This window comes from Vulcanimicrobium alpinum, assembly GCF_027923555.1.
Lineage (GTDB): Bacteria > Vulcanimicrobiota > Vulcanimicrobiia > Vulcanimicrobiales > Vulcanimicrobiaceae > Vulcanimicrobium > Vulcanimicrobium alpinum.
Genome location: NZ_AP025523.1, coordinates 323,301 through 342,159, shown reverse-complemented (window position 1 = coordinate 342,159; position 18,859 = coordinate 323,301). Strand labels below are relative to the sequence as shown.

Genomic DNA, 18,859 nt, shown 5'->3' with positions numbered 1-18,859 from the left:
ATGGGGTATCGAGACGGTTCCGGCGCGACGCTGACGATCGGCAAGAAACTCGGCGAGGGCGGTGAGGGCGCGGTCTACGTCACGCGCGAGCAGCCCGACCTCGTCGCCAAGGTCTACGCGCGCCCGGTCCCGCCCGAACAAGTCGCCAAACTGGACGCGATGGTGCGCGCCGGCGATCCGGCGCTGCGCACCGTCGCCGCCTGGCCGAGCGCGCTGCTCTTCGACGGCGCGCGCCCCGTCGGCTTCACGATGCGCAAGATCGCCGCGCGGCATCCGCTGCACGATCTGCTCGGGCCGGCACGTCGCCGCATCCTCTTCCCGAACACGCACTGGACGTTCCTGATCCACACGGCGACGAACCTCGCGCGCGCGTTCGAGGTGATGCACGACCGCGGGATCGTGATCGGTGACGTGAACTCGAACAACGTCGTCGTCCATCGCGACTCGACGGCGCAGCTGATCGATTGCGACAGTTTTCAAATCCGCGCCGGCGAGACGGTATTCCGCTGCAACGTCGGCGTCCCCGAGTATCAGCCGCCGGAACTGCAGGGCTGCGATCTCTCGCGCGTCGAGCGCACCGCCGAGCACGACCTGTTCGGCTTGGCGGTGATGATCTTCCAACTGCTCTTCGTCGGGAAGCATCCGTTCGCGGGCGTGCTGCCGCCGGGAACGGGAGAGAACGGCGCGATCGGCGCCAACGTCGCGGCGCGCCGGTTCTTCTACGGCGGCGATGCGCGGCGGCGCGGTCTGCGCCCGCCGCCCGGCAGCCTCGCCCTGAGCGCGGTCACGCCGGAGATCGAAGCGCATTTCGCGCGCGCGTTTCTGGGCGCGCCCTGCGATCGTCCCAGCGCGGCGGCGTGGCGTGCGGCGCTCGCCGCGCTCGAACGCGCGACGGTGCGCTGCGACGCCAACCCGCTCCATCGCCACGTCGACGCGACGCGCTGTCCGTGGTGCACGCTGGAGCGGCGGGGCCTGCACTACTTCACGCCGCCGGTCGTGCGGCGCCGGCTTCGCCGCGCCGACGAGAGCTTCTGGAAGACGATCTCCAACGCCGACGTCGAGCGCGCATGGACGACGATCGCCGCGGTCGTCCCGCCGCCGCTGCGCGATCCCGCATTCGCCGCCGCGCGCTATCCGGCGGTGCCGCTGCACCTGTGGTCGCGGACGCGTCGATGGGCGTACGCCGGCGGCGCGGCTGCGGCCGTGCTGTCGATCGCGGCGATGTTCGTCTTCCTGCATGCGTGGTTCGCGCTCGCCCCGGGGGTCGCCGCGCTCTATCTGTGGGCCGGGCTTGCGTTTCGGCCCGATGCGCGGCGCCTCGTCACCGTGCGAGAACGCCGCAGTTCCGCCGCGCGTCAGGCGGCGGCGGCGGCACGTGATGCGTGGCGGCGCGCCGCGCTCAACGCGGAGTTCACCGAACGGCGCGCTGCGCTCGCGCGCCTCCACGGCCGTCTGCTCGCGCAGCGCGCGCGGTTCGAAGCCGAACGCGCCCAGCTCCGCGCGGCGACCGAATTGGCGGCACTCGACGCGTTTTTGCGCCGCCATCGGATCGCCGGACTGCAAGATCCCGCGCTCGATGCGGAGATGCGGCTGCTGCTCGACGTGCGCGGGATCGTCACCGCCGCCGACGTGACGTGGGAGACCCTGCCCGCGCCGCGCTTATGGGGCCGCATCAACGCGATGCGCGATGCGCTCGTCGCGTGGCGCCAGCGTCTCGAGCGCCAATTCCTCGCGCAGCGCCGCACCTGCGGCGATCCCAAAACGATCGACGACCTCGTGCGTCGTCACGCGCGCGAGCGGATCGACGGATATGATGCGCTCCGCGCCGGAGCGGCGGAACTGCAGGCGATCGCGAAGCGCATCGTCGCGCAGCGCGACGCGCTCGAGGCGCGCGCCCGTGCGCTCGCCGACGAAGCGGCGCGCGCCGACCCCGACGCGCACGTCTCGCCGCTGTTCTACAAGACCCCGGTGCTCTGAGCCGCCTCAGCTCTCGTCGGTCTCGTGCTCCGGCGGATCCTCGAGCGTGATCGGCCCGTCGTAGACTTCGAGCACTTCGCTTCCCGCGATCACGACCGCGTCGCGCTCCTTGTCGTAGATCGCTTCGCTCGCTTCGAGCCACGCGATCGGGCCGTCTTCGTCATCGTCCTCCGTCGGCGAAAGGTACGCGAACTCGAGCAGGCCGACGGCGGCGAATGCATCGACGATCGCGGCCGCCGCGGGCAGCGCCGCGCTGCGCGCCGCCTCGTCGCCGTCGTCGGTCTTGCGCAGCAGGCCGCGCAGCGACTCGGAGAGGTGGGAGACCAGGTCCGGGTTGTCGAGAGGGTCGCTGTGCTTCGTATCGTCGCCGTTCACGTCCGGCCGCTTCGACGTCGGTCGCCCCGCACCCGGGAGGAATGTCGGCGACCCCCTGGTCGTTCGCTTCAGCGCAAGCCGTCGTAGCGGTCGCGCGCGAGCCACTTCTCGGCGACGCGCCGGCGCAGATCGAGTTCGCGTTCGGTCGCGGTCGCGACGCTGCCGCCGACGCGCTGGTTGAGCGTCGCGTGCACCTTGCGGTGCTCGACGTTGAAGCGCTGGCTCACCCGCGTGACGAGCCCGTGCAGTGACCGGCGCATCGACTCCTTGCGCTCGGCGCTGGTGAGCGCGGAGGGCGCGTCGTCGCGACGTTCGGTCTGCGGCGCAGCGCCGTCGAACGTCTCCGCCGCGAACGCGGCGGGGTTGAACAGCGGGCCGAAATCGACGACGCGCTCGTCGGTCGCCCGCGCGGCGATCGCTTCGTACAGTCCGGCGTCGCTCGCACCGTCTTCGCGGCGCGCCGCGTCGAGCGCGAGCGTTTCGTCGTCGCGCGCGTCGCGTCCGCGCAGCCCGTGGCGCACGTCGATCGTGATCCCCGCGCGCCAGCTCGCGCAGTCGCGGATCGTCGGGGACGAAGACGTACGCCTCGGGATCGTTCACGCCGTCGACCGTGCGCACGAACCGTCCGCAGAACTGGCGGAAGTACAGTTCGGTCACGACGTTGGATGCGTAGACGCCGACGCGCAGGCGCGGGATGTCGACGCCTTCGGAGACCATGTGCACCGCGACGATCCACGGATCGGCAGAGCGCGCGAACGCCGCGATCCGCTCCGACGCATCGGCGAGATCCGAGACGACGATCGTGGGGCGCACGCCCAAGCGCCGCTCCATCAGCGCGGCGATCGCGCGCGCGTGATCCTGGCTCATCGCCGCGACGAGTCCGGCCGCGTCGCGGTGCCCTTCGGCGCGCACCGAGAGCAGGCGCATGTGCGCGCTGGTGAGGACGTCGCCGATCCATTCGTCCTGCGTGAGCATCGTGCGCAGGCGTTCGGAGTGGTGCAGACGCTCGCGCAGCGCGGTCTCGAACGTCGCCGACATCGCGGTCCCGTCGCGCGCGATCCACTCGGCCTCTCCGCCGTGCAAGGCGAAGACGAGCGCGCGGCAGACGCCGTCGCGCAGCGCGGCGGCGTAATCGTACGCGAAGTCGGCGACCGAGAGCCCACGATCGTAGCGGACGAACGGGATCGCGGTGCCGTCGGAGCGGAACGGCGTCCCGGAGAGCGCGACACGGTGCGTCGCCGGGTCGAACGCGTCGCGCAGCGCCTTCCCCCACGTCGCGTCGTCGCCGGCGTGGTGCACCTCGTCGAGCAGAATCGCCGCGCCGGCGCCGTCGTGTTCACGCGCAGTCTCGCGGCACAAGTCGCGGTACAGTCGCGGCGCCGCGCAGACTTGCTGGTAGGTCACCACCGCGCCGTGAACGTCGCGTGCGAGGCGCTGCTGCGCGTTCTGGAATTTGTGGTCGAGGACGACCCCGGCGCCGACCATCGCCCGCGCCACCTGGGCCTTGAGATGCTCGCGCGGCACCACGACCATCACGCGGCCGGCGGCGCCGTCGCGCAGCAGCGCGTGGGCGACCCGCGTCGCGAACCGCGTCTTGCCGGCGCCAGGGGTCGCGACGATCAGCGCATCGCTCGGTCGCCCGGCATCCCAGCCCGCAAACGCTGCGCGCTGCCACGCGCGCAGCGGGAGTCTCCATCCGTGAAGCCGAGGACCCGCCACAAGGGGCTCGTCCGTTCGCGCCCCTGCGAGCGACCTCCGCCCGGGGCCGGCGAAGGGTTTTCTTTGCGCCACAGAGTATCTTTCAAGACCACTCGCCACGCATGGGAGCCCCTGTGGACGTCACCCGCGCCATCGCCGACCTCGACGAAGTCCGCACCCGCCTCGCGGCCGTCCAGCGGTTCCGCGGCCTCTCGGGTCCGGCCGCGATCGCCAGCGGCGTCGCGGCGGTCGCGACCGGGCTCGTCCAACTCGCTTTCGTCCCGCACCCGGCCTCGGCGGCCGAGGGCGCGCGCTACGTCGCGATCTGGATCGCGTGCCTCACCTTCGCGCTGGCGGTCAACTACGGCGCGCTCGCGGTCTGGCTGGCGAACAACTGGTCCTCGCGCACGCGCACCGAACTTCGCACCGCCGCGATCGCGATCGCGCCCGCCGTCGTCGCCGGCGGCGCGTTCACCGCGGCGCTGCTCGCGCACAACGAGCTCGGGATGCTGCCGGGGACGTGGGCGCTGTGTTATGCGCTGGGCCTGCTCTCCTCGCGTTCGATGCTGCCGCGCGGGACCACCGCCGTCGCGCTCGCGTTCGCGGCGACCGGTGCGACCCTGCTTTTCGCCGCCGGCACGAACGCGCTCGCGTGGTGGGTGATGCCGCTGACGTTCGGCTGCGGACAGCTCGCGATCGGCGCGCTGATCGAACGCGATCGCGACGCGCGTGCGGGCTGCTGAGATGCACGACGCGCCGTTCGCGTTCGCCGGCCTCGAACGCATCTTTCACGAGCGCGGACGCCTCGCCGTCTGCGCGTGTCTGATCGCGAACCCCGACGGGATGCGCTTTACCGAACTGCAGGATGCGTGCGGGTTGACCGACGGCAACTTGAACCGTCATCTGCACGCGCTTGCCGAGGTCGGGATCGTCGAGAGCGAACGCGTGCGCGGCCGCGGACGCCCGGCAACGTTCGTGCGCATCACCGAAGAAGGGCGCACGCGTTTCCTCGCCTACGTCGACGAACTCGAAGCGGTCGTGCGGGGCGTGCAGCGCGAAGCGGAATCGGCGTCGGCACGGCTGGCACCGCAGACATGATCGAACGCGCACCCGCGCTCACCGGCGCACCGCGACACGTCGCGATCATCATGGACGGCAACCGGCGCTGGGCGCGCGCGCGCAACCTGCCCGCGCTCGAAGGCCACCGCCGCGGCATCGGCGCGCTCGAACGCGCGGTCGACGGCGCGCTGCGCGCCGGAATCGCGATGCTCACCGTCTACGCGTTCAGCGAAGAGAATTGGAGCCGCGAAGGCGGCGAAGTTGCGGGGCTCTTCGGTTTGGCCGAACGCTTCGCGCGCGAGAAGGCGGGGGCGCTCGCCGCGCGCGGCGTGCAGGTGCGCGTGATCGGACGGCGCGATCGGCTTCCGCGCGCGGTCGTCGAGGCGTTCCGCACCCTCGAAGACGTGACGGCGCACGGGTCGGCGCTGCTGCTCACGATCGCCGTCGACTACGGCGCGCGCACCGAACTGCGCGATGCGTGCCGCAGCCTCGCGCGCGACGTCGCCGCCGGACGCATCGCTCCCGAGCAGATCGACGAAGATGCGATCGCCGCGCGGCTGTGGACGGCGGGCCTGCCCGATCCCGATCTGGTCGTGCGCACCGGCGGCGAACTGCGGCTCTCGAACTTTCTGCTGTATCAGTCGGCGTACGCGGAGCTGTGGGCGACGCCCGATCCGTGGCCGGAATTCGACGCGACGTCCCTGCACCGCGCGATCGACGCGTACGCGAACCGCGAGCGGCGGTTCGGCCGCTGAGCGCGACGCGCTAAGGCGACCGCAGCGCGCGCTCGCGGCGCGCCGGGCGAAGCAGCGCGCCGCGCACGCCGTGAAACCAATGGCCGTCGGTTTTCAACGTGAAGCCGGCGGAGACGAGATGATCGGCGAGCGCGGGCCGCGTCGCGGCGAGCGCGATCATCGGATCGAGCGTCCAGCGGAAGAGCGCGCGCAGGCGGCGAGCTTCACGCGCGTTGCGATCGTGATCGCGCAGCGACGGCGCGTAGCCGGCCTGCGCGCGCAAGGCGTCGCCGCCGGCGTCGATCAGCGCGCGCGCCGCCGCGACGCCGGTCGCGATCGCTTGGGAGATCCCCTCGGCCGAGAGCGGATCGGCGACGCCCGCTGCGTCTCCCGCCGCAAGGATGCGTCCGGCGCCGCGGCGCGCGCGCCCGGTCGGGATCACGCCGCCGCGGACGTCGTCGAGCTGCGGGCGCTCTCCGAGCAGAGCGCGCACGGTCGGATCCGACGCCAGCCACGCGTCGAGCAGCGCGCGCGGACCTCCGGCGACACGCGCGGCCCGTTCCGGAACGCAGATCCCGACGTTCGCGCGGCGCTTCGCGGTGGGGAAGACCCAGCCGTAACCGGGCGCGAGCGCGCGATCGTAGACGACGTTGTACGTCGGCTGCAGGTCCGTCACCGCGCCGGCGTACCCGCGCACTGCGACCTGACGCTCTTCGAGCGCTCCGAACCCCAGCGCCGTCGCGAGGCCTCCGGTCGCGCCCTCGGCAAGCACGACCGCATCGAAGCGCGCGCTGCTCTTCGCGGTCGCGACGGTGCCGTCGGGATCGAGTGCGGCGACCGTGCAGCCGTCGTGCAGCACCGCGCCGGCGGCGAGCGCCGCGTCGACGATCGCCGCATCGAGCGCGATCCGCGGAATCACGGTCGCGGCGCCGTTCCAGCGGCCGACGGCGCGCGCGCCGCCCGGCGAAACGACCGTCGCGTCGGGACAGCGGGGAGCATCATCGGGGATCGCGACGCCGAGGGCGGCGAGCGCGCCGATCCCGTCGGGAGTCACCCCGTCGCCGCAGGTCTTCGGCCGCGGCCAGCGCGCGCGCTCGAACAGCGTCACCTCGGCGCCGGCGCGCGCGAACGTCACCGCGGCCGCGGCGCCGGCCGGCCCCGCGCCGACGACGGCGACCTTCACGCGGACGCCTTCGTGCGGGCGCGTTTGCGAAAATTGCGGACGCTGGTGATCCGCGCGCAGTCGCTGCCGCAGAACCGCTTGCGGCAGTTCTTGCTGACGTCGACGAACGCGTCGCGGCACGTCTCCGACGAGCAGACCCCCAGGCGTTCCGCCCCGGCGTCGCACAGAACTCGCGCGAGCGCGAGACCCGCCGCCGCGCCGACGTAGTCGACGGCGTCGCCGCAGACGTCCGGCTCGAGCCGCGCCGGCGCGTCCCCGTCGCCGTCGCAGAACGTGATCTTCGGGGCCGCGCGGTAACTGGCCAGGATCGCGTTCACCCGCTCCGCCGCGGCCCGGGTCTCACCGGCTTCGAACACCCCGCGCAGCGCGGCGCGCAGTTGGCGCAGCCGCGGCAGGTCGGCCTCGCCGAACGCGTCGTCGATCCCGTGCGCCCCAAGGAACGCGCGCGCCGCCGCGAGGTCGGGCATCATTTCGCGCGCGCGCGACGCGTGGTCGGTGTTGACCAAGTCGATCGCGAGCTGCAGCGACGGGTCGGGGTAATCGGTCAAATGCACTTGACGTACTTCATGCTCCGGGTCTACAATGTAGCATATCAACAACGCTTTGACCACTACGCGAAAGCTAGGCGCGCGATGAACGACCCCGACCTTCTCACCCTGCTCGCCCGCGAACGCAACGTCGACATCGCCCAAACCATGTCCCACCTGCGGGGCGAATCGCGGACCGGGCGCTGGACCGCATGCTGCAAGGTGGGTGCGGCCGAGGTTGTCGCCGCGTGGCGGCGATCCTTCGCGTTGACCGTCGCCTTCTTGACGGGAACCCCCGCCGGCTAGGAGATGCCGGCGACGAGCGCCTTAAAGCGCTGGTCGCCGCGCAGGCTCGCCAACCGCGGGTCGAGCGCGATGAGCCCGCGCTCGCTGCGCGCGCGGTCGCGCATCCCGATTTCCAGCCACGCGATCGCCGCGTCGCGCCGCCCGAGCGCCAGGCACAGCGCCGATGCGGTCGACGTATCTACGTGCGCGTTCGCGCGCGGCCGCAAATCGGGGAGGACGCGCGGCGCGCGACCGGTGCGAGTGTCGACCAGCGCGCTCATCATCGCGATGTACTCGCGCTTTTCGCCTTCGTGATGCGACGACGCCATGGAGCGCATCGCCGCGCGCGCTTCGTCGGCGAGTCCGAGCTCGAGATCGGTCAGCGCGAGCACTTCGCCGGCACCGAGGTTGGCGGCGTCGAGGTCGTTGAGCTGCCGCAGCGCGGCGCGCGCTTCGCCGTACCGGCGCCCGTAGTACAGCGATTTTCCGTAGCACACCAGATTCATCGGGCTGAGCGGGTCGAGTTCGGTCGCGCGGCGCAGTGCCGCCTGCGCGCCCGCGGCGTCGCCTCGATAGAGGCGCACGATGCCGAGCATCTCGTACGCGGGCGCGTGATCGGGCGCGTACGCGATCGCGGTGCGAAGCTGCGCTTCCGCGCGGTCGACGTCGCCGTCGCGCAGCAGCGCGACGCGTCCGAGCGTCGCGATCGCTTCGCCCGAGCGCGGATCGCGCGCCAGCGCCGGCGCGCGCGTAGCGTTCGGCCGCGCCGTAAGCCGCAGCGGCAGGGGCGATCGCGGGAAATCCCCAATCGCCCGCCTCGCCGTACGCGTCGGCGAGGCCGGCGTAGCCGCGCGGATCGTTCGGCGCGAGCGCGATGACCGCGCGGAAATGCGCGATGCTCGCGCGCGTCGCCGTTTCGGTACGTTTGTTCCAGGTGAATCGGCCGAGCGCGTACGCGCGCGCCGCGTCGCCGCCGATCGAGACGCCGCCGAATGTGAAGGCGATCGCCGCCGCGCCGGCGAGCGTCCGCAGCGCAAACGCGAACCGCGCGACGCGCGCGCGCTCCGGCGCGGATTCCGTCGTCACCGGCGGCACGAAACGATAACCGCGCCGCGGGATCGTCTCGATGAAGGCGCGACCGTCGCCGCCGGGATCGAGCGCGCGGCGAATGACGTAGATCGTCTGCGTGAGGTTGCCGTCTTCGACGAAGCCTTCGGGCCACAGCGCGTCGCGCAGCATCTGTTTGGCGACCAGCGCGCCGGGCTCCGCGAGCAGCAGCGCGAGGGCTTGCGCGGCCTTGGGCGGCAGCGGCACGTTGGTACCGTCACGCCGCAGCACACGCTCGTCGCGGTCGAAGGAGAACGGCGGGAACGAGAGGCGCACGCCCGTCGTAACCACCGTGGTTCGACAAACGTCTCAGAGCGCGCCTCCGAGCCGCACGAGATATTTGAGGATCCAGCGGTCGAGGGTCTTGTCGGCGGCCGGCGGGCCGTAGTTCAGGAACAGTTCGTTGCCGTTGGCGAAGCGCTTGCGCAGCGATCCGGCAAGGTTCCGCCCCGGGTTCGCGAAGCCGCCGCGGCCGCTCACGTCGCGGTACGCGAGCGTCGCGTTTCCGTCGCGGCCGAGCGGCAGCGCGAGCGCGTAGCGCCGCAGCTGCTGGCCGTCCGCGGCGCCCGCGGGCGGCCGTTCGTGCGTCGCCGCGTAGTCGATCGAGAGGCTTGCGCGGCCGAGCGAGCGCGTCACCGTCGCCGAGCGCTGCTGCGGAAGAACGCCCCGAACGGACCCTGCTGCCAATCGGTGCGGAACGAGCTCGGCGGCCCCTCGCCGTAGCCCGCGCCGATGCTCCAGGTCTTGAACGGGAGCACCTGGGCGTCGCGGTAGCCGTGCGGGCCGCCGCTGAAGCCGTCGCCCTCGTAGGTACGCAGCGAGCCCAATTGATCGTTGAGGTAGAACGCGAGCGGCGAGCGCATCTTCAGCGTCAGGTACGCGTCGGCGTCGGCGTCGTGCACGTTGTTGCGGCGGTCGCGCCAACGGTCGAAGTTCAGATAGAGATCCGCGAACTTGATCGCTCCGCGTTTCGGCGAGCGGTTCAGATCCAGCGAGAAATACGGTCCGCGAACGTCGGCGAGGTTGGTGAAGCCCGCGACCGGCGCAAACTGCGGCCCGGTGTCGAGGGAGCCGAGGTTCGCTTCCATCCCGGGTTTCTGCAGGTCGATGAACGCCGCGTTCTTCTGCGCTTCGCTCGGGCGCGTCACCGTCGGTCCCGTCTCCTGCGCGTGCATCGCGCTGTAGACGAGTCCGCTCGCCAGCGAACGGCCGAACGCGCCGACTTCATAACTGCGGTCGACGCCGTTTTCACGTCCGGCGAACGCGCCGTCCGCCCACCACGCGAACGTGTTGCTCGGACGCCGCTGGTGGATGCCGAACGCGAGATCGTCGAACGCGGCGCCGGTCTGCGGATCGCTGCCGCGCACCTCGAGCGCGCCGAACGACGTCGTTCCCTTGCTCCCGACGACCTTGAAGCCGCGGTCGAACGCGGCGATGTTCGGTGAGTAGAACAGCACCTCGGGCGGGAGATTCGGCTGGTAGACTTCGAGCGCGGCGTTGACGTACGCCGCGCCCTGCGCGAAGAACGGCCAGTACTCGGTGAGCGCGCGCTGGAACTGCTGCGGCGCGATCGTCAGCTGGTCGATCTCGACGTTGGAGAAATCGGGCGAGAAGGCGCCGACGAAAACTCGTGGTCGGATCGAGCGGAACGACGACGTCGCCCCCCCCCGCGCGCGGCGCGCGGCGGACCGTCGTGCCGGCGGGCGTGACGACGGCGTCGCGATCGGTCCCCGCCGACTCGAGACCGTACACTTCGGCGCGCGGCTTCGGGCGCGGCACCGCGCCGCGCAGCGCGACGCCGTCGACCGGCGGCCAGAACCGCCAGTCGAACGCGTAGTTCGGAAACGTCGGAACCGTCGCGTCGGCCATCAGCGGCGTGTAGACGAGCGTATCGTGCTCCGCGGTCGCCGCGACGTTGCGCACGAGATTGATCTTCCAGTGCTGGAATCCGTCGCCGGCGAGTTTGAGCGCGCCGTACGGAATCCGCATCACGGCGTTCCAGCCGGTCGCGGTCGAGGCCGCGGCGGCGCCCCACTCGGGCTTGTAGCGTGTCGACTCGCGGGCAAACGCGTAGCGCGTCCCGCGCGGCGTGACGGCGAAGAGGTAGACGCGCTCGCCGTTTCCGGCCGTGTCGATCTCGAAGCCGACGAAGTCGTCGGTGCCGAAGCCGATCTCGTCGGCCGGCTGGGAGGCGACAACCGGCGCGGTCTGCTCCGCCTGCACCCCGACGTAGATCGCGCGGTCATCGTAGAAGAACGCGACCCGCGTCGTCCCGGCGGCCGCGGCGCGGGTGGCGAGGTTGGTGAACCGGCCGTCGGTGAGCGCGTCGGCCCAGCGGGTGTCGGCGAGCGACGGCTCGAGCGGGAGCGGCGATGCGGCCCGGCGCAGGGCGAGCGGGCCGGCCGGAAGCGTGGTGGCGGCCGCGGCCGGAATCAGCAAGGCAAGCGGAGCGAGCGCCAGGGCAACAACGATCAGTAGGGCGCGAAGCGAGGCGAACACGCGGCGACCGTAGCACCGCCGACCCCGGTTCGTCGCTCAAAGCACGCTCAAAGCCGCCCGCCGCCGGGCTCAAGAAAGTCTCAAGAGCCGGCTGCGCTTCGACAAGCTCAGATTCCGTGTCCGCCGTCAAGCCGATACGGGTTGATAGGGCCGCTGATTCTTGAGTAGCGAGTAAGCCAGGCGCACGAGCTTGTGCATCACCGCCACGATGATTTGCTTGCCGCTCTTACCGCGCGCTTCGAGGCGATCGGCGAGCTCCTTGAAGGCCGGGACTTTGCGCTTTGCCGTCAGGGCAGCCATGTAGAGTGCCCGCCGGAGCTTCGCGTTGCCTGTCTTGCAAATGCGCGGCTTGCCCTTCACCGAGGTCCCGGACTGCCGCTCTGCCGGCGTAAGGCCGGCATACGCCGCTGCGGCTTTGGCACTATGGAGCCGATGCACCGGCAACTCCGCAAGCACGTTTGCCGCTGTCAAGGACGCGACGCCTGGTATGGTCTGAAGAAGCTGCGCGTTCCGGCTTAGCGTGACATCCGAGCAAAGAACACCTTGGATCTGCGACTCGATCTGCTTGACCATCTCCGCGATACCGACCAGATGCGTTTCGTTCATTTTGAGCAGCGTTGCTCCGACGGCGACGGATTGCACGATCTGCGTAAGGGCAATACGCTGCGCGATGAGCTGGTCGCGATACGCCAGCAAACCGCGCAGGGACAGGATTTCGTCGCTATCAGGCTCCCAGAGCGCGGGGCGCTCGGAGGCGCAGAATTGGGCCAGCATTCGAGCGTCGACCGCATCGGTCTTGGTCCGCAGCAAACGGCTCTTCGCAAAATATGCCGTACGCGTCGGGTTCACCACGCTCACCCGGATTTTCGCTTTGTGCAAGTTCGCCGCTAAGTTGCGCCAATACGGCCCGGTTGACTCCATGCACACATGAACCTCGCGGGCGCGATGCGTGCGCAACCAACTGCGAAGCTCTCTGAAGCCGGTTCGCGTGTTCTCAAAACTCGCCTCACTGCGCTTCTCGCCGCGTTGCAAGCAGCAGTGGAACGTGTCCTTAGAGATATCGACGCCCAACATGCTCATCGCAGGATTTCCCTCTAGGTTCCGGCGTAGCGATCATCTTACCAGGCTCATGCATACGGGCTCGTCGCAGACGGCCCACGATTCCGTTCGGCTGATCGCTTGGAGGTTGGTGCGAGCGCCAATCTGAGCTACGGGCTCTTGGGCCCAGGCGTGACGACGGCGCTCGACACCGCGTAGGGGGATGATTCGTTCGAGTCATCCCCCTACCCCATCATATGAGCGTGACGCGGGGCCGGCTCGGCCTGACGAGCGTCCGGAGGCGGGATGTGATACACTAGGCGCTTGTGAGAACCCGGCCCGACATCCGCAACGTCGCGATCATCGCCCACGTCGACCACGGCAAGACCACCCTCGTGGACGCGATGTTCCGCCAGAGCGGGATCTATCGCGAAGGCCAGCACGTCGAGGCGCGTGCGATGGACTCGAACCCGCTCGAACGCGAGCGCGGGATCACGATCCTCGCGAAGAACACGGCGATCGACCACAACGGGGTCAAGTTCAACATCGTCGACACGCCCGGCCACGCCGACTTCGGCGGCGAGGTCGAACGCGTGCTGCAGATGGTGCAAGGGGTCGTTCTCTTGGTCGACGCCGCCGAAGGGGTGATGCCGCAGACGCGGTTCGTGCTGCGCAAGGCGCTCGAACTCGATCTGCGGGCGATCGTCGTCATCAACAAGATCGACCGCAAGGACGCCCGTCCCAGCGAAGTCGTGAACGAGGTGTTCGACCTCTTCATCGAACTCGGCGCCTCCGACGAGCAGGCCGACTTCCCGGTGGTCTATGCCAACGGCAAGGCCGGCATCGCGAAGTACGCGCTGGAAGACGAGAGCGAGAACCTCGAGCCGCTGTTCGACACGATCACCAAGCACGTCCCCGAGGCGCCCGCCGAAGACGGCGGCTTCCAGATGCTGATCTCCGCGATCGACCACAACCGCTACGTGGGGCGAATCGGGATCGGGCGCGTCTTTCGCGGGAGTTCGAAGGTCAACGCGCCGATCGCCAAGGTCGCGCGCGACGGCCACGTGCAGAGCGGCTTGCGGCTCACGAAGATCCTCGGCTTTCACGGACTCGAGCGGATCGAGATCGAGGAAGCGACCGCCGGCGACATCATCTGCGTCTCGGGGATCGAGGGGCTCAACATCGGCGATACGATCGCCGACGCGGCGCTTCCCGAAGGGCTCGATGCGATCGCGGTCGACGAGCCGACGGTCTCGATGTTCTTCATGGTCAACGCCTCGCCGTTCGCCGGCAAGGAAGGGAAGTATCTGACCTCGCGCCAGATCCGCGAGCGGCTGATGCGCGAACTCGAGTCGAACGTCGCGTTGCGCGTCTCCGACACCGAGTCGGCCGACACGTTCGAAGTGCGCGGCCGCGGCGAGCTCCATCTCTCGATCCTGATCGAAACGATGCGCCGCGAAGGCTACGAACTGGCCGTGAGCAAGCCGCGCGTCATCATCACCGAGAAGGACGGCGTGAAGATGGAGCCGGTCGAGTACGTGGTGATCGACGTCCACGAAGATTACGCCGGGGCGGTGATCGAATCGGTCGGCCGGCGTCGCGCGCAGATGTCGAACATGATCACGGTCGGCGAGACGCGGCGCCTCGAGTACACGATGCCGACGCGCGCGATCTTCGGACTGCGCGGCGAATTGCTGACGCTCTCGCGCGGCACCGCGGTGATGTCGCACGTCTACTACACGCATCAGCCGCTGGCCGGCGACATCCCCGGACGTTCCAACGGGGCGCTCGTCACCAGCGACACCGGGACCGTGACCGCGTACGCGCTCATGGGACTCGAACAGCGCGGACGCTTCTTCGTCGATCCCGGCGTCGAGGTCTACGAAGGGATGATCGTGGGCCGCGCCAACGACGACAAGGACGTCGCGATCAACGTCGCGCGCGCGAAGAAGCTCACCAACATGCGCGCCGCCGGCACCGACGAGAACTTCCGGATGCCGCCGGCCGAAGAGATGTCGCTCGAGCGCGCGATCGAGTTCATCGAGGACGACGAGCTCGTCGAGGTCACGCCGCAGTCGATCCGCCTGCGCAAGCGGATCCTCGACGAAAGCGAGCGGCTCAAAGCGCGCAAGCGCGAAAAGGCCTTCGCCGGCTGATCACATCGTGAGCGGCGCGACTCCGGCCAGGACTTCGGTACCGGGAGGCCTCGTGCGCTCCGTATAACGACAGAGGCCCCATGCTCCGAACGCTGTTCTCGTTCCGGGGTGTGATTCTGCTGTTCGGTCTGATCGCGATCGCTCTCTCGATCGCGTTGGTCGGTGAACTCGGGATCGTCCGGAACCTTACGACGATCAACAAAGACGTGGCGCGTATCCGCCAAGGTCAGCTTGCGGTCGCGGCGGCGCTGCAGGCCCAGGTCGACGAGGAGACGGGGATCCGCGGTTACGCGTCGACGCGCGCGCCCGAGTTTCTCGATCCGTACACCGCGGCGCGCAGCGCGATGCGCGAACAATTCGCGATGCTCCAATCGTGTCTGGGCGACGACGGGCGCCACGGTGCGGAGGACCAGGCGCTGGACGACATGCGCCGGGTCAACGCGACCTGGCTGCGCGAGATCGCCGAGCCTGTCGCAGCCGGAAAGCCGCTCGACCGCGGGCGCTCCGTCGAAGGAAAAGTACTCACCGACCGCTTTCGCGCCGACATCGTTCCGATTCGCGACAGCCTCGACAAGCGCTACGCGGCCGCGATCGCGCGCCGCGACGGCACGATCCGCACCGCAACGGCGGCCGCGATCGGCGCGACGGCGGTCATCGCGCTGGAAGTGCTGTTCTTCATCACCATCATCGCGCAGATGCGTCATGAGCTCGACCGCGATCGCGGCGTCGTCGAGGCGTTGCAGAACGCCGCGTCGGCGCGTCTGGTGACGCCGCCGCACCTACGCGTCGCGACGGCGTACCGGTCCGCGACGCGCGGAGCGCGCGTCGGCGGCGACGTCTACGACGTGTACCGGCTCGACGACCACCGTACCCTCATCCTCGTCGCCGACGTCAGCGGCAAAGGGCTTACGGCCGCAGTCGACACGACGTTCGTGCGCTACGCGATGCGCGCGCTCGCGAGCGAGTCGCTCGCGCCCGACGAGATCGTGCGCCGCTTCGACGTGCTGTATCGCGAAGCGAACTTGGCGCCGGAGTCGTTCGTCTCGCTTTTCGTGGGGATCCACGACCGGCGGGACGCGTCGCTGACCTACACCAACGCGGGACACGAAGCGTGCTGGATCCGGCGCTCCGCGGAGGTGGTGATGCTCGCGCCGACCGGGGGAATCGTCGGCTTGGGCCTGCCGTTCGCGGCCGCGCGTACGCGTCTCGCGCCGGGCGAAATGCTGATCCTCGCCACCGACGGCCTGACCGAGGCGCGCTCGCCCGAGCGGCAGTTTGTCGGCGCCGAGACGCTGGCACGCTGGCTCGCGGAGGCGGATTCGTCGGACCCGCAACGCTTCGCCGACACGATCCTGGCGCACGTCGCGCGGTTCACGCGCGGCCGGATCATCGACGACCTGGCGCTGCTCGCGGTCTCGCCCGAAGCGGAATAGGCACGGCAGTAGCCGGTCGAGCAAGCGCGAACCTGCCCTGCGTGAAGCGCTGCTGGGTTGCGTTCCTTGCGTCGATCCTTGTGCTCTCGGGCTGCGGACAGCCGGTCGATCGCGCGCTGGCGCCGCCGCCCGGCGCGAGTACGGCGCCGGCGAGCGGCCTCCACGCGCGCCATCCGTGGACGAAGCCGGGCGTCCTGCGCTTCGCGAGCTTGAACGATCCCGATTCGCTCAGTCCGCTGGTCAGCGCGTACCAGGTCAGCGTCGACCTGTCGATGTTCTGGGCGGGCTATCTGTTCAACCTGAGCGATCGCAACGTGCTCGTCCCCGAACTTGCGGCCGTCGAGCCGACCCTCGCCAACGGCGGGATCGCGAAGGACGGACGCACGATCACGTACCGTCTGCGCCGCGGCGTGCAATGGCAGGACGGTGCGCCGTTCACTGCCGGCGACGTCGCGTTTTCCTGGCACGCGGTGATGAACCCGAACAACAACGTCGGCTCGCGCCAGGGCTACGACGTGATTGCGTCGATCGACACGCCCGATCGCTACACTGCCGTCGTCCATCTGAAGCGCGCGTTCGCCCCTTTCGTCAACACGTTCCTCACGATGGGCGCCGTCCCGATCCCCGTCTACCCGAAACATCTCCTCGCGCGATATCCCGATCTCAACCGCGTTGCGTACAACAGCAAGCCGATCGGCACCGGTCCCTTCATCGTCGCGGAGTGGCATCGCGGACAAATGTTGCGCATGACTGCCAATCCTCACTACTGGCGCGGCCGCCCGAAGTTGAGCGAGATTCAGTACCGCGCGATCCCCGATGAGAACACGCTCGCGACCAGCCTGCGCACGCACGAAATCGATCTGTGGTACAATGCGTCGTCGACAAACTATCCGATCGCGTCGCACATCGAAGGGACGCACGTGATCTTGACACCGTTCGCGCAGTACTCGCGGCTCGGGTTCAACACCAAGCGTCCCGTCATGTCGGACCCGGCCGTGCGCCGCGCGATCGCCTACGCCACCGACCGCAAAACGCTCATCGACAAAATCACCTTCGGGGTCAACCTGCTCGGCGAGGGCGATCAGCCGTCATTCTCCTGGGCGCACGCGCGAGGACTGCGCTCGATCCCGTACGATCCGGCTCAGGCCCGCGCCATCCTCGATCGCGCCGGTTGGAAACTCGGCTCCGATGGAATCCGGTCGAAGAACGGCCGGCGTCTGCGCGTCGAGATCGCCTCGACGACCGGCAGCGCCACCGCCGCACGCCTTGCCGTGCTGGCGCAATCGGCATGGCGCGACGTCGGAATCGACGCCGAGGTGAAGACGTACGCTTCGGCGCTGATGTTCTCATCGTTCGGTGAGGGCGGGATCGTGCAGACCGGCAAGTACGACGTCGAATTCTCCTCGTGGGTCGCCGGCGCCGATCCCGACGACTCCGCGCTCTACCTGTGCAGCGAGTGGCCGCCCCACGGCTACAACACCTTTCGCTACTGCAATCGCGAGGTCGACGCGCAGGAAGCGATCGCGCTCGGAACCTTCGACCGCGCGGCACGCGCGAAGGCCTACACACGAATCCAGCACATCGTGACCGCCGAACTTCCGGAGTTCACGATGTGGTTCTCCCGGCGTTTCGACATCGCGAACGACGATCTGCAAGGATACGCGCCAGCCTCGGCCGTCACCACCTTCTGGAACACGTGGAACTATGCGATCTGAATCCGAACGTGCGCTGCGGCGCGCGCTCGTCCTGACCGGCGGCGCTGCGCGCGGCGTGTACGCGGCCGGCGTGCTGGAATCACTGCTCGCCGCCGAGTCGTTCGACATCGTCTGCGGTTCGTCGGTCGGCGCGCTCAACGGACTTCCCGTCGCGCTCGACCGCCCCGACCTGCTCAAAACGCTCTGGCGCTCGATCGCCGGCGCCCACGTGCTGCGAACGGCCGAGCCGCTGGCGTCGCTGCTCGCGGTGCGCCGTCATCCGGTGCGCGGTCTGCTGCGCACGCTCTCCGCGCTGGGACGGCTCAAGGAACTGCGCTCGATGCTCGGCTTCTACGACCAGACGCCGATGCGCGAACTCCTTCGGCCGTACGCGTCGGTCGCGGCGATCAAGCGGACCATGATCGTCGGAGTGACCGATCTGACCCGCGGCGGCAATGCATCGTTCGCGCTATTTCGCGGGGACGACGCGGCCGAACGGGAGCGCGCGTACTTCGCCGCGCAAGCCGACGCGCACCGGCTGACCGATGCGAACGTCCTCGACGCGCTCTGCGCCTCGTCCGCTCTGCCCGGCGCCTTCGCGCCGGTGAGCGTGACGCTGGAAGATGGGACGCCGGCGCAGTTCGCCGACGGCGGACTTTCGAACAACGCCCCGATCCGCCAGGCAATCGACGCCGGAGCCGATCACGTCACCGTCATCCTGCTACAGCACAGCGGTCTGCAGTATCGCGACCGCAGGGTCCCGACGCTCGGGCATCTGGCCGCAACGGTCCACGACATCGTCGCCGAACACATCCTCGAACTCGAATTGAAGTTCGCGCGCGCCGTCAACGAACAGGTCCATCACGGGAGCGCCCCGGAGGGAAAACGCTTCGTCGATCTGCGGGTGATCGGCCCGACCGTCCCCCTCCGGCTCGCCTCGCTCGCGTTCGGCAGGCAGGCCGATATCGATCGCGTCTTCGAACTGGGAGCAGCCGACGGGCTCGCGGCGGTCGAAACCGCTCGGCGCCTCGGCGCATCTTCAGCACCAGCGGCACTCACGTCCGGAGATCGAGATGGCGAATCTTGACATGTTC

General features: G+C 69.6%; 18 protein-coding genes and 1 pseudogene. 11 read left to right on the top strand and 8 right to left on the bottom strand.

Features of this window, described 5'->3' with window-relative positions:
• Window positions 1-1,977: a protein kinase domain-containing protein gene (locus WPS_RS01655; protein ID WP_317996126.1), complete on the top strand. Its 1,977-nt coding sequence runs from the start codon at window positions 1-3 to the stop codon at window positions 1,975-1,977.
• Between the two features lie 6 nt (window positions 1,978-1,983).
• On the opposite strand, the gene WPS_RS01650 is transcribed toward WPS_RS01655, so the two are convergent.
• Window positions 1,984-4,071, bottom strand: coding sequence for a DEAD/DEAH box helicase family protein (locus tag WPS_RS01650; protein WP_317996125.1), 2,088 nt, complete (start codon window positions 4,069-4,071; stop codon window positions 1,984-1,986).
• Window positions 4,072-4,184: 113 nt separating this feature from the next.
• Here WPS_RS01650 and WPS_RS01645 point away from each other — a divergent pair, with 113 nt between their 5' ends.
• Genes WPS_RS01645 through uppS form a run of 3 tightly spaced genes read left to right on the top strand, consistent with a single transcriptional unit; the run spans window position 4,185 to window position 5,864 of the window.
• A complete protein-coding gene (locus WPS_RS01645) occupies window positions 4,185-4,793 on the top strand; it encodes a hypothetical protein (RefSeq protein WP_317996124.1) in 609 nt (202 codons plus the stop codon).
• A 1-nt stretch (window position 4,794) separates the two neighbouring features.
• The gene (locus WPS_RS01640; RefSeq protein ID WP_317996123.1) at window positions 4,795-5,148 is read left to right on the top strand and encodes a transcriptional regulator; all 354 of its coding nucleotides are present in this window, start codon (window positions 4,795-4,797) and stop codon (window positions 5,146-5,148) included.
• Window positions 5,145-5,864 carry a polyprenyl diphosphate synthase gene (gene uppS / locus WPS_RS01635; RefSeq protein WP_317996122.1) on the top strand — a complete coding sequence of 240 codons (720 nt, stop codon included), beginning with the start codon at window positions 5,145-5,147 and terminating at the stop codon, window positions 5,862-5,864. The genes WPS_RS01640 and uppS overlap by 4 nt, the downstream gene beginning before the upstream one ends.
• Before the next feature lie 10 nt (window positions 5,865-5,874).
• On the opposite strand, the gene WPS_RS01630 is transcribed toward uppS, so the two are convergent.
• Together WPS_RS01630 and WPS_RS01625 are read right to left on the bottom strand one after the other, a co-directional pair.
• On the bottom strand, window positions 5,875-7,026 hold the full coding sequence (locus WPS_RS01630; RefSeq protein ID WP_317996121.1) for an FAD-dependent monooxygenase: 1,152 nt from the start codon (window positions 7,024-7,026) through the stop codon (window positions 5,875-5,877).
• Window positions 7,023-7,574, bottom strand: coding sequence for a CGNR zinc finger domain-containing protein (locus WPS_RS01625; RefSeq protein ID WP_317996120.1), 552 nt, complete (start codon window positions 7,572-7,574; stop codon window positions 7,023-7,025). The genes WPS_RS01630 and WPS_RS01625 overlap by 4 nt, the downstream gene beginning before the upstream one ends.
• Window positions 7,575-7,658: 84 nt before the next feature.
• On the opposite strand from WPS_RS01625, the gene WPS_RS01620 reads away from it, so the two are divergent.
• On the top strand, window positions 7,659-7,859 hold the full coding sequence (locus tag WPS_RS01620; RefSeq protein ID WP_317996119.1) for a hypothetical protein: 201 nt from the start codon (window positions 7,659-7,661) through the stop codon (window positions 7,857-7,859).
• Here the strand turns inward: WPS_RS01620 and WPS_RS01615 are convergent.
• The gene (locus tag WPS_RS01615; RefSeq protein ID WP_317996118.1) at window positions 7,856-8,422 is read right to left on the bottom strand and encodes a tetratricopeptide repeat protein; all 567 of its coding nucleotides are present in this window, start codon (window positions 8,420-8,422) and stop codon (window positions 7,856-7,858) included. The two genes, WPS_RS01620 and WPS_RS01615, sit on opposite strands and share 4 nt — an antisense overlap.
• 290 nt (window positions 8,423-8,712) lie before the next feature.
• On the opposite strand from WPS_RS01615, the gene WPS_RS01610 reads away from it, so the two are divergent.
• On the top strand, window positions 8,713-8,943 hold the full coding sequence (locus WPS_RS01610) for a hypothetical protein (protein ID WP_317996117.1): 231 nt from the start codon (window positions 8,713-8,715) through the stop codon (window positions 8,941-8,943).
• A 50-nt stretch (window positions 8,944-8,993) separates the two neighbouring features.
• On the opposite strand, the pseudogene WPS_RS18050 reads toward WPS_RS01610, so the two are convergent.
• The 3 genes and pseudogenes from WPS_RS18050 to WPS_RS01600 form a co-directional block, all read right to left on the bottom strand.
• Window positions 8,994-9,152, bottom strand: a pseudogene (locus tag WPS_RS18050) (winged helix-turn-helix domain-containing protein); the annotation flags it as partial.
• 102 nt (window positions 9,153-9,254) lie between these two features.
• The gene (locus WPS_RS01605; RefSeq protein WP_317996116.1) at window positions 9,255-9,581 is read right to left on the bottom strand and encodes a hypothetical protein; all 327 of its coding nucleotides are present in this window, start codon (window positions 9,579-9,581) and stop codon (window positions 9,255-9,257) included.
• Window positions 9,578-10,402, bottom strand: coding sequence for a hypothetical protein (locus WPS_RS01600; RefSeq protein ID WP_317996115.1), 825 nt, complete (start codon window positions 10,400-10,402; stop codon window positions 9,578-9,580). Before WPS_RS01600 ends, WPS_RS01605 begins: the two co-directional genes overlap by 4 nt.
• A 40-nt stretch (window positions 10,403-10,442) precedes the next feature.
• Between WPS_RS01600 and WPS_RS01595 the strand changes: the two genes are divergently transcribed.
• Complete coding sequence (locus WPS_RS01595; protein ID WP_317996114.1) at window positions 10,443-11,423, top strand: hypothetical protein; 981 nt, start codon at window positions 10,443-10,445, stop codon at window positions 11,421-11,423.
• Between the two features lie 147 nt (window positions 11,424-11,570).
• Here WPS_RS01595 and WPS_RS01590 read toward each other — a convergent pair whose 3' ends face one another.
• Complete coding sequence (locus WPS_RS01590) at window positions 11,571-12,524, bottom strand: IS110 family RNA-guided transposase (RefSeq protein WP_317996113.1); 954 nt, start codon at window positions 12,522-12,524, stop codon at window positions 11,571-11,573.
• A 284-nt stretch (window positions 12,525-12,808) separates the two neighbouring features.
• On the opposite strand from WPS_RS01590, the gene typA reads away from it, so the two are divergent.
• The 4 genes from typA to WPS_RS01570 all read left to right on the top strand — a co-directional run bounded on the left by typA (window position 12,809) and on the right by WPS_RS01570 (window position 18,852).
• The gene (gene typA, locus WPS_RS01585; protein ID WP_317996112.1) at window positions 12,809-14,638 is read left to right on the top strand and encodes a translational GTPase TypA; all 1,830 of its coding nucleotides are present in this window, start codon (window positions 12,809-12,811) and stop codon (window positions 14,636-14,638) included.
• 80 nt (window positions 14,639-14,718) lie between these two features.
• Window positions 14,719-16,071: a PP2C family protein-serine/threonine phosphatase gene (locus WPS_RS01580; RefSeq protein ID WP_317996111.1), complete on the top strand. Its 1,353-nt coding sequence runs from the start codon at window positions 14,719-14,721 to the stop codon at window positions 16,069-16,071.
• Between the two features lie 41 nt (window positions 16,072-16,112).
• Entirely contained in the window at window positions 16,113-17,786 is a 1,674-nt protein-coding gene (locus WPS_RS01575; protein ID WP_317996110.1) for a peptide ABC transporter substrate-binding protein, read from the top strand.
• On the top strand, window positions 17,776-18,852 hold the full coding sequence (locus WPS_RS01570) for a patatin-like phospholipase family protein (RefSeq protein ID WP_317996109.1): 1,077 nt from the start codon (window positions 17,776-17,778) through the stop codon (window positions 18,850-18,852). The genes WPS_RS01575 and WPS_RS01570 overlap by 11 nt, the downstream gene beginning before the upstream one ends.
• The last annotated feature ends 7 nt before the right edge of the window (window positions 18,853-18,859 follow it).

Bases quoted from the DNA above. Each gene is read 5' to 3' on its own strand.
- WPS_RS01655 (WP_317996126.1), top strand. From the start codon at position 1: ATGGGGTATCGAGACGGTTCCGGCGCGACGCTGACGATCGGCAAGAAA.
- WPS_RS01640 (WP_317996123.1), top strand. From the start codon at position 4,795: ATGCACGACGCGCCGTTCGCGTTCGCCGGCCTCGAACGCATCTTTCAC.
- uppS (WP_317996122.1), top strand. From the start codon at position 5,145: ATGATCGAACGCGCACCCGCGCTCACCGGCGCACCGCGACACGTCGCG.
- WPS_RS01620 (WP_317996119.1), top strand. From the start codon at position 7,659: ATGAACGACCCCGACCTTCTCACCCTGCTCGCCCGCGAACGCAACGTC.
- WPS_RS01610 (WP_317996117.1), top strand. From the start codon at position 8,713: ATGACCGCGCGGAAATGCGCGATGCTCGCGCGCGTCGCCGTTTCGGTA.
- WPS_RS01590 (WP_317996113.1), bottom strand. From the start codon at position 12,524: ATGAGCATGTTGGGCGTCGATATCTCTAAGGACACGTTCCACTGCTGC.
- WPS_RS01580 (WP_317996111.1), top strand. From the start codon at position 14,719: ATGCTCCGAACGCTGTTCTCGTTCCGGGGTGTGATTCTGCTGTTCGGT.
- WPS_RS01570 (WP_317996109.1), top strand. From the start codon at position 17,776: ATGCGATCTGAATCCGAACGTGCGCTGCGGCGCGCGCTCGTCCTGACC.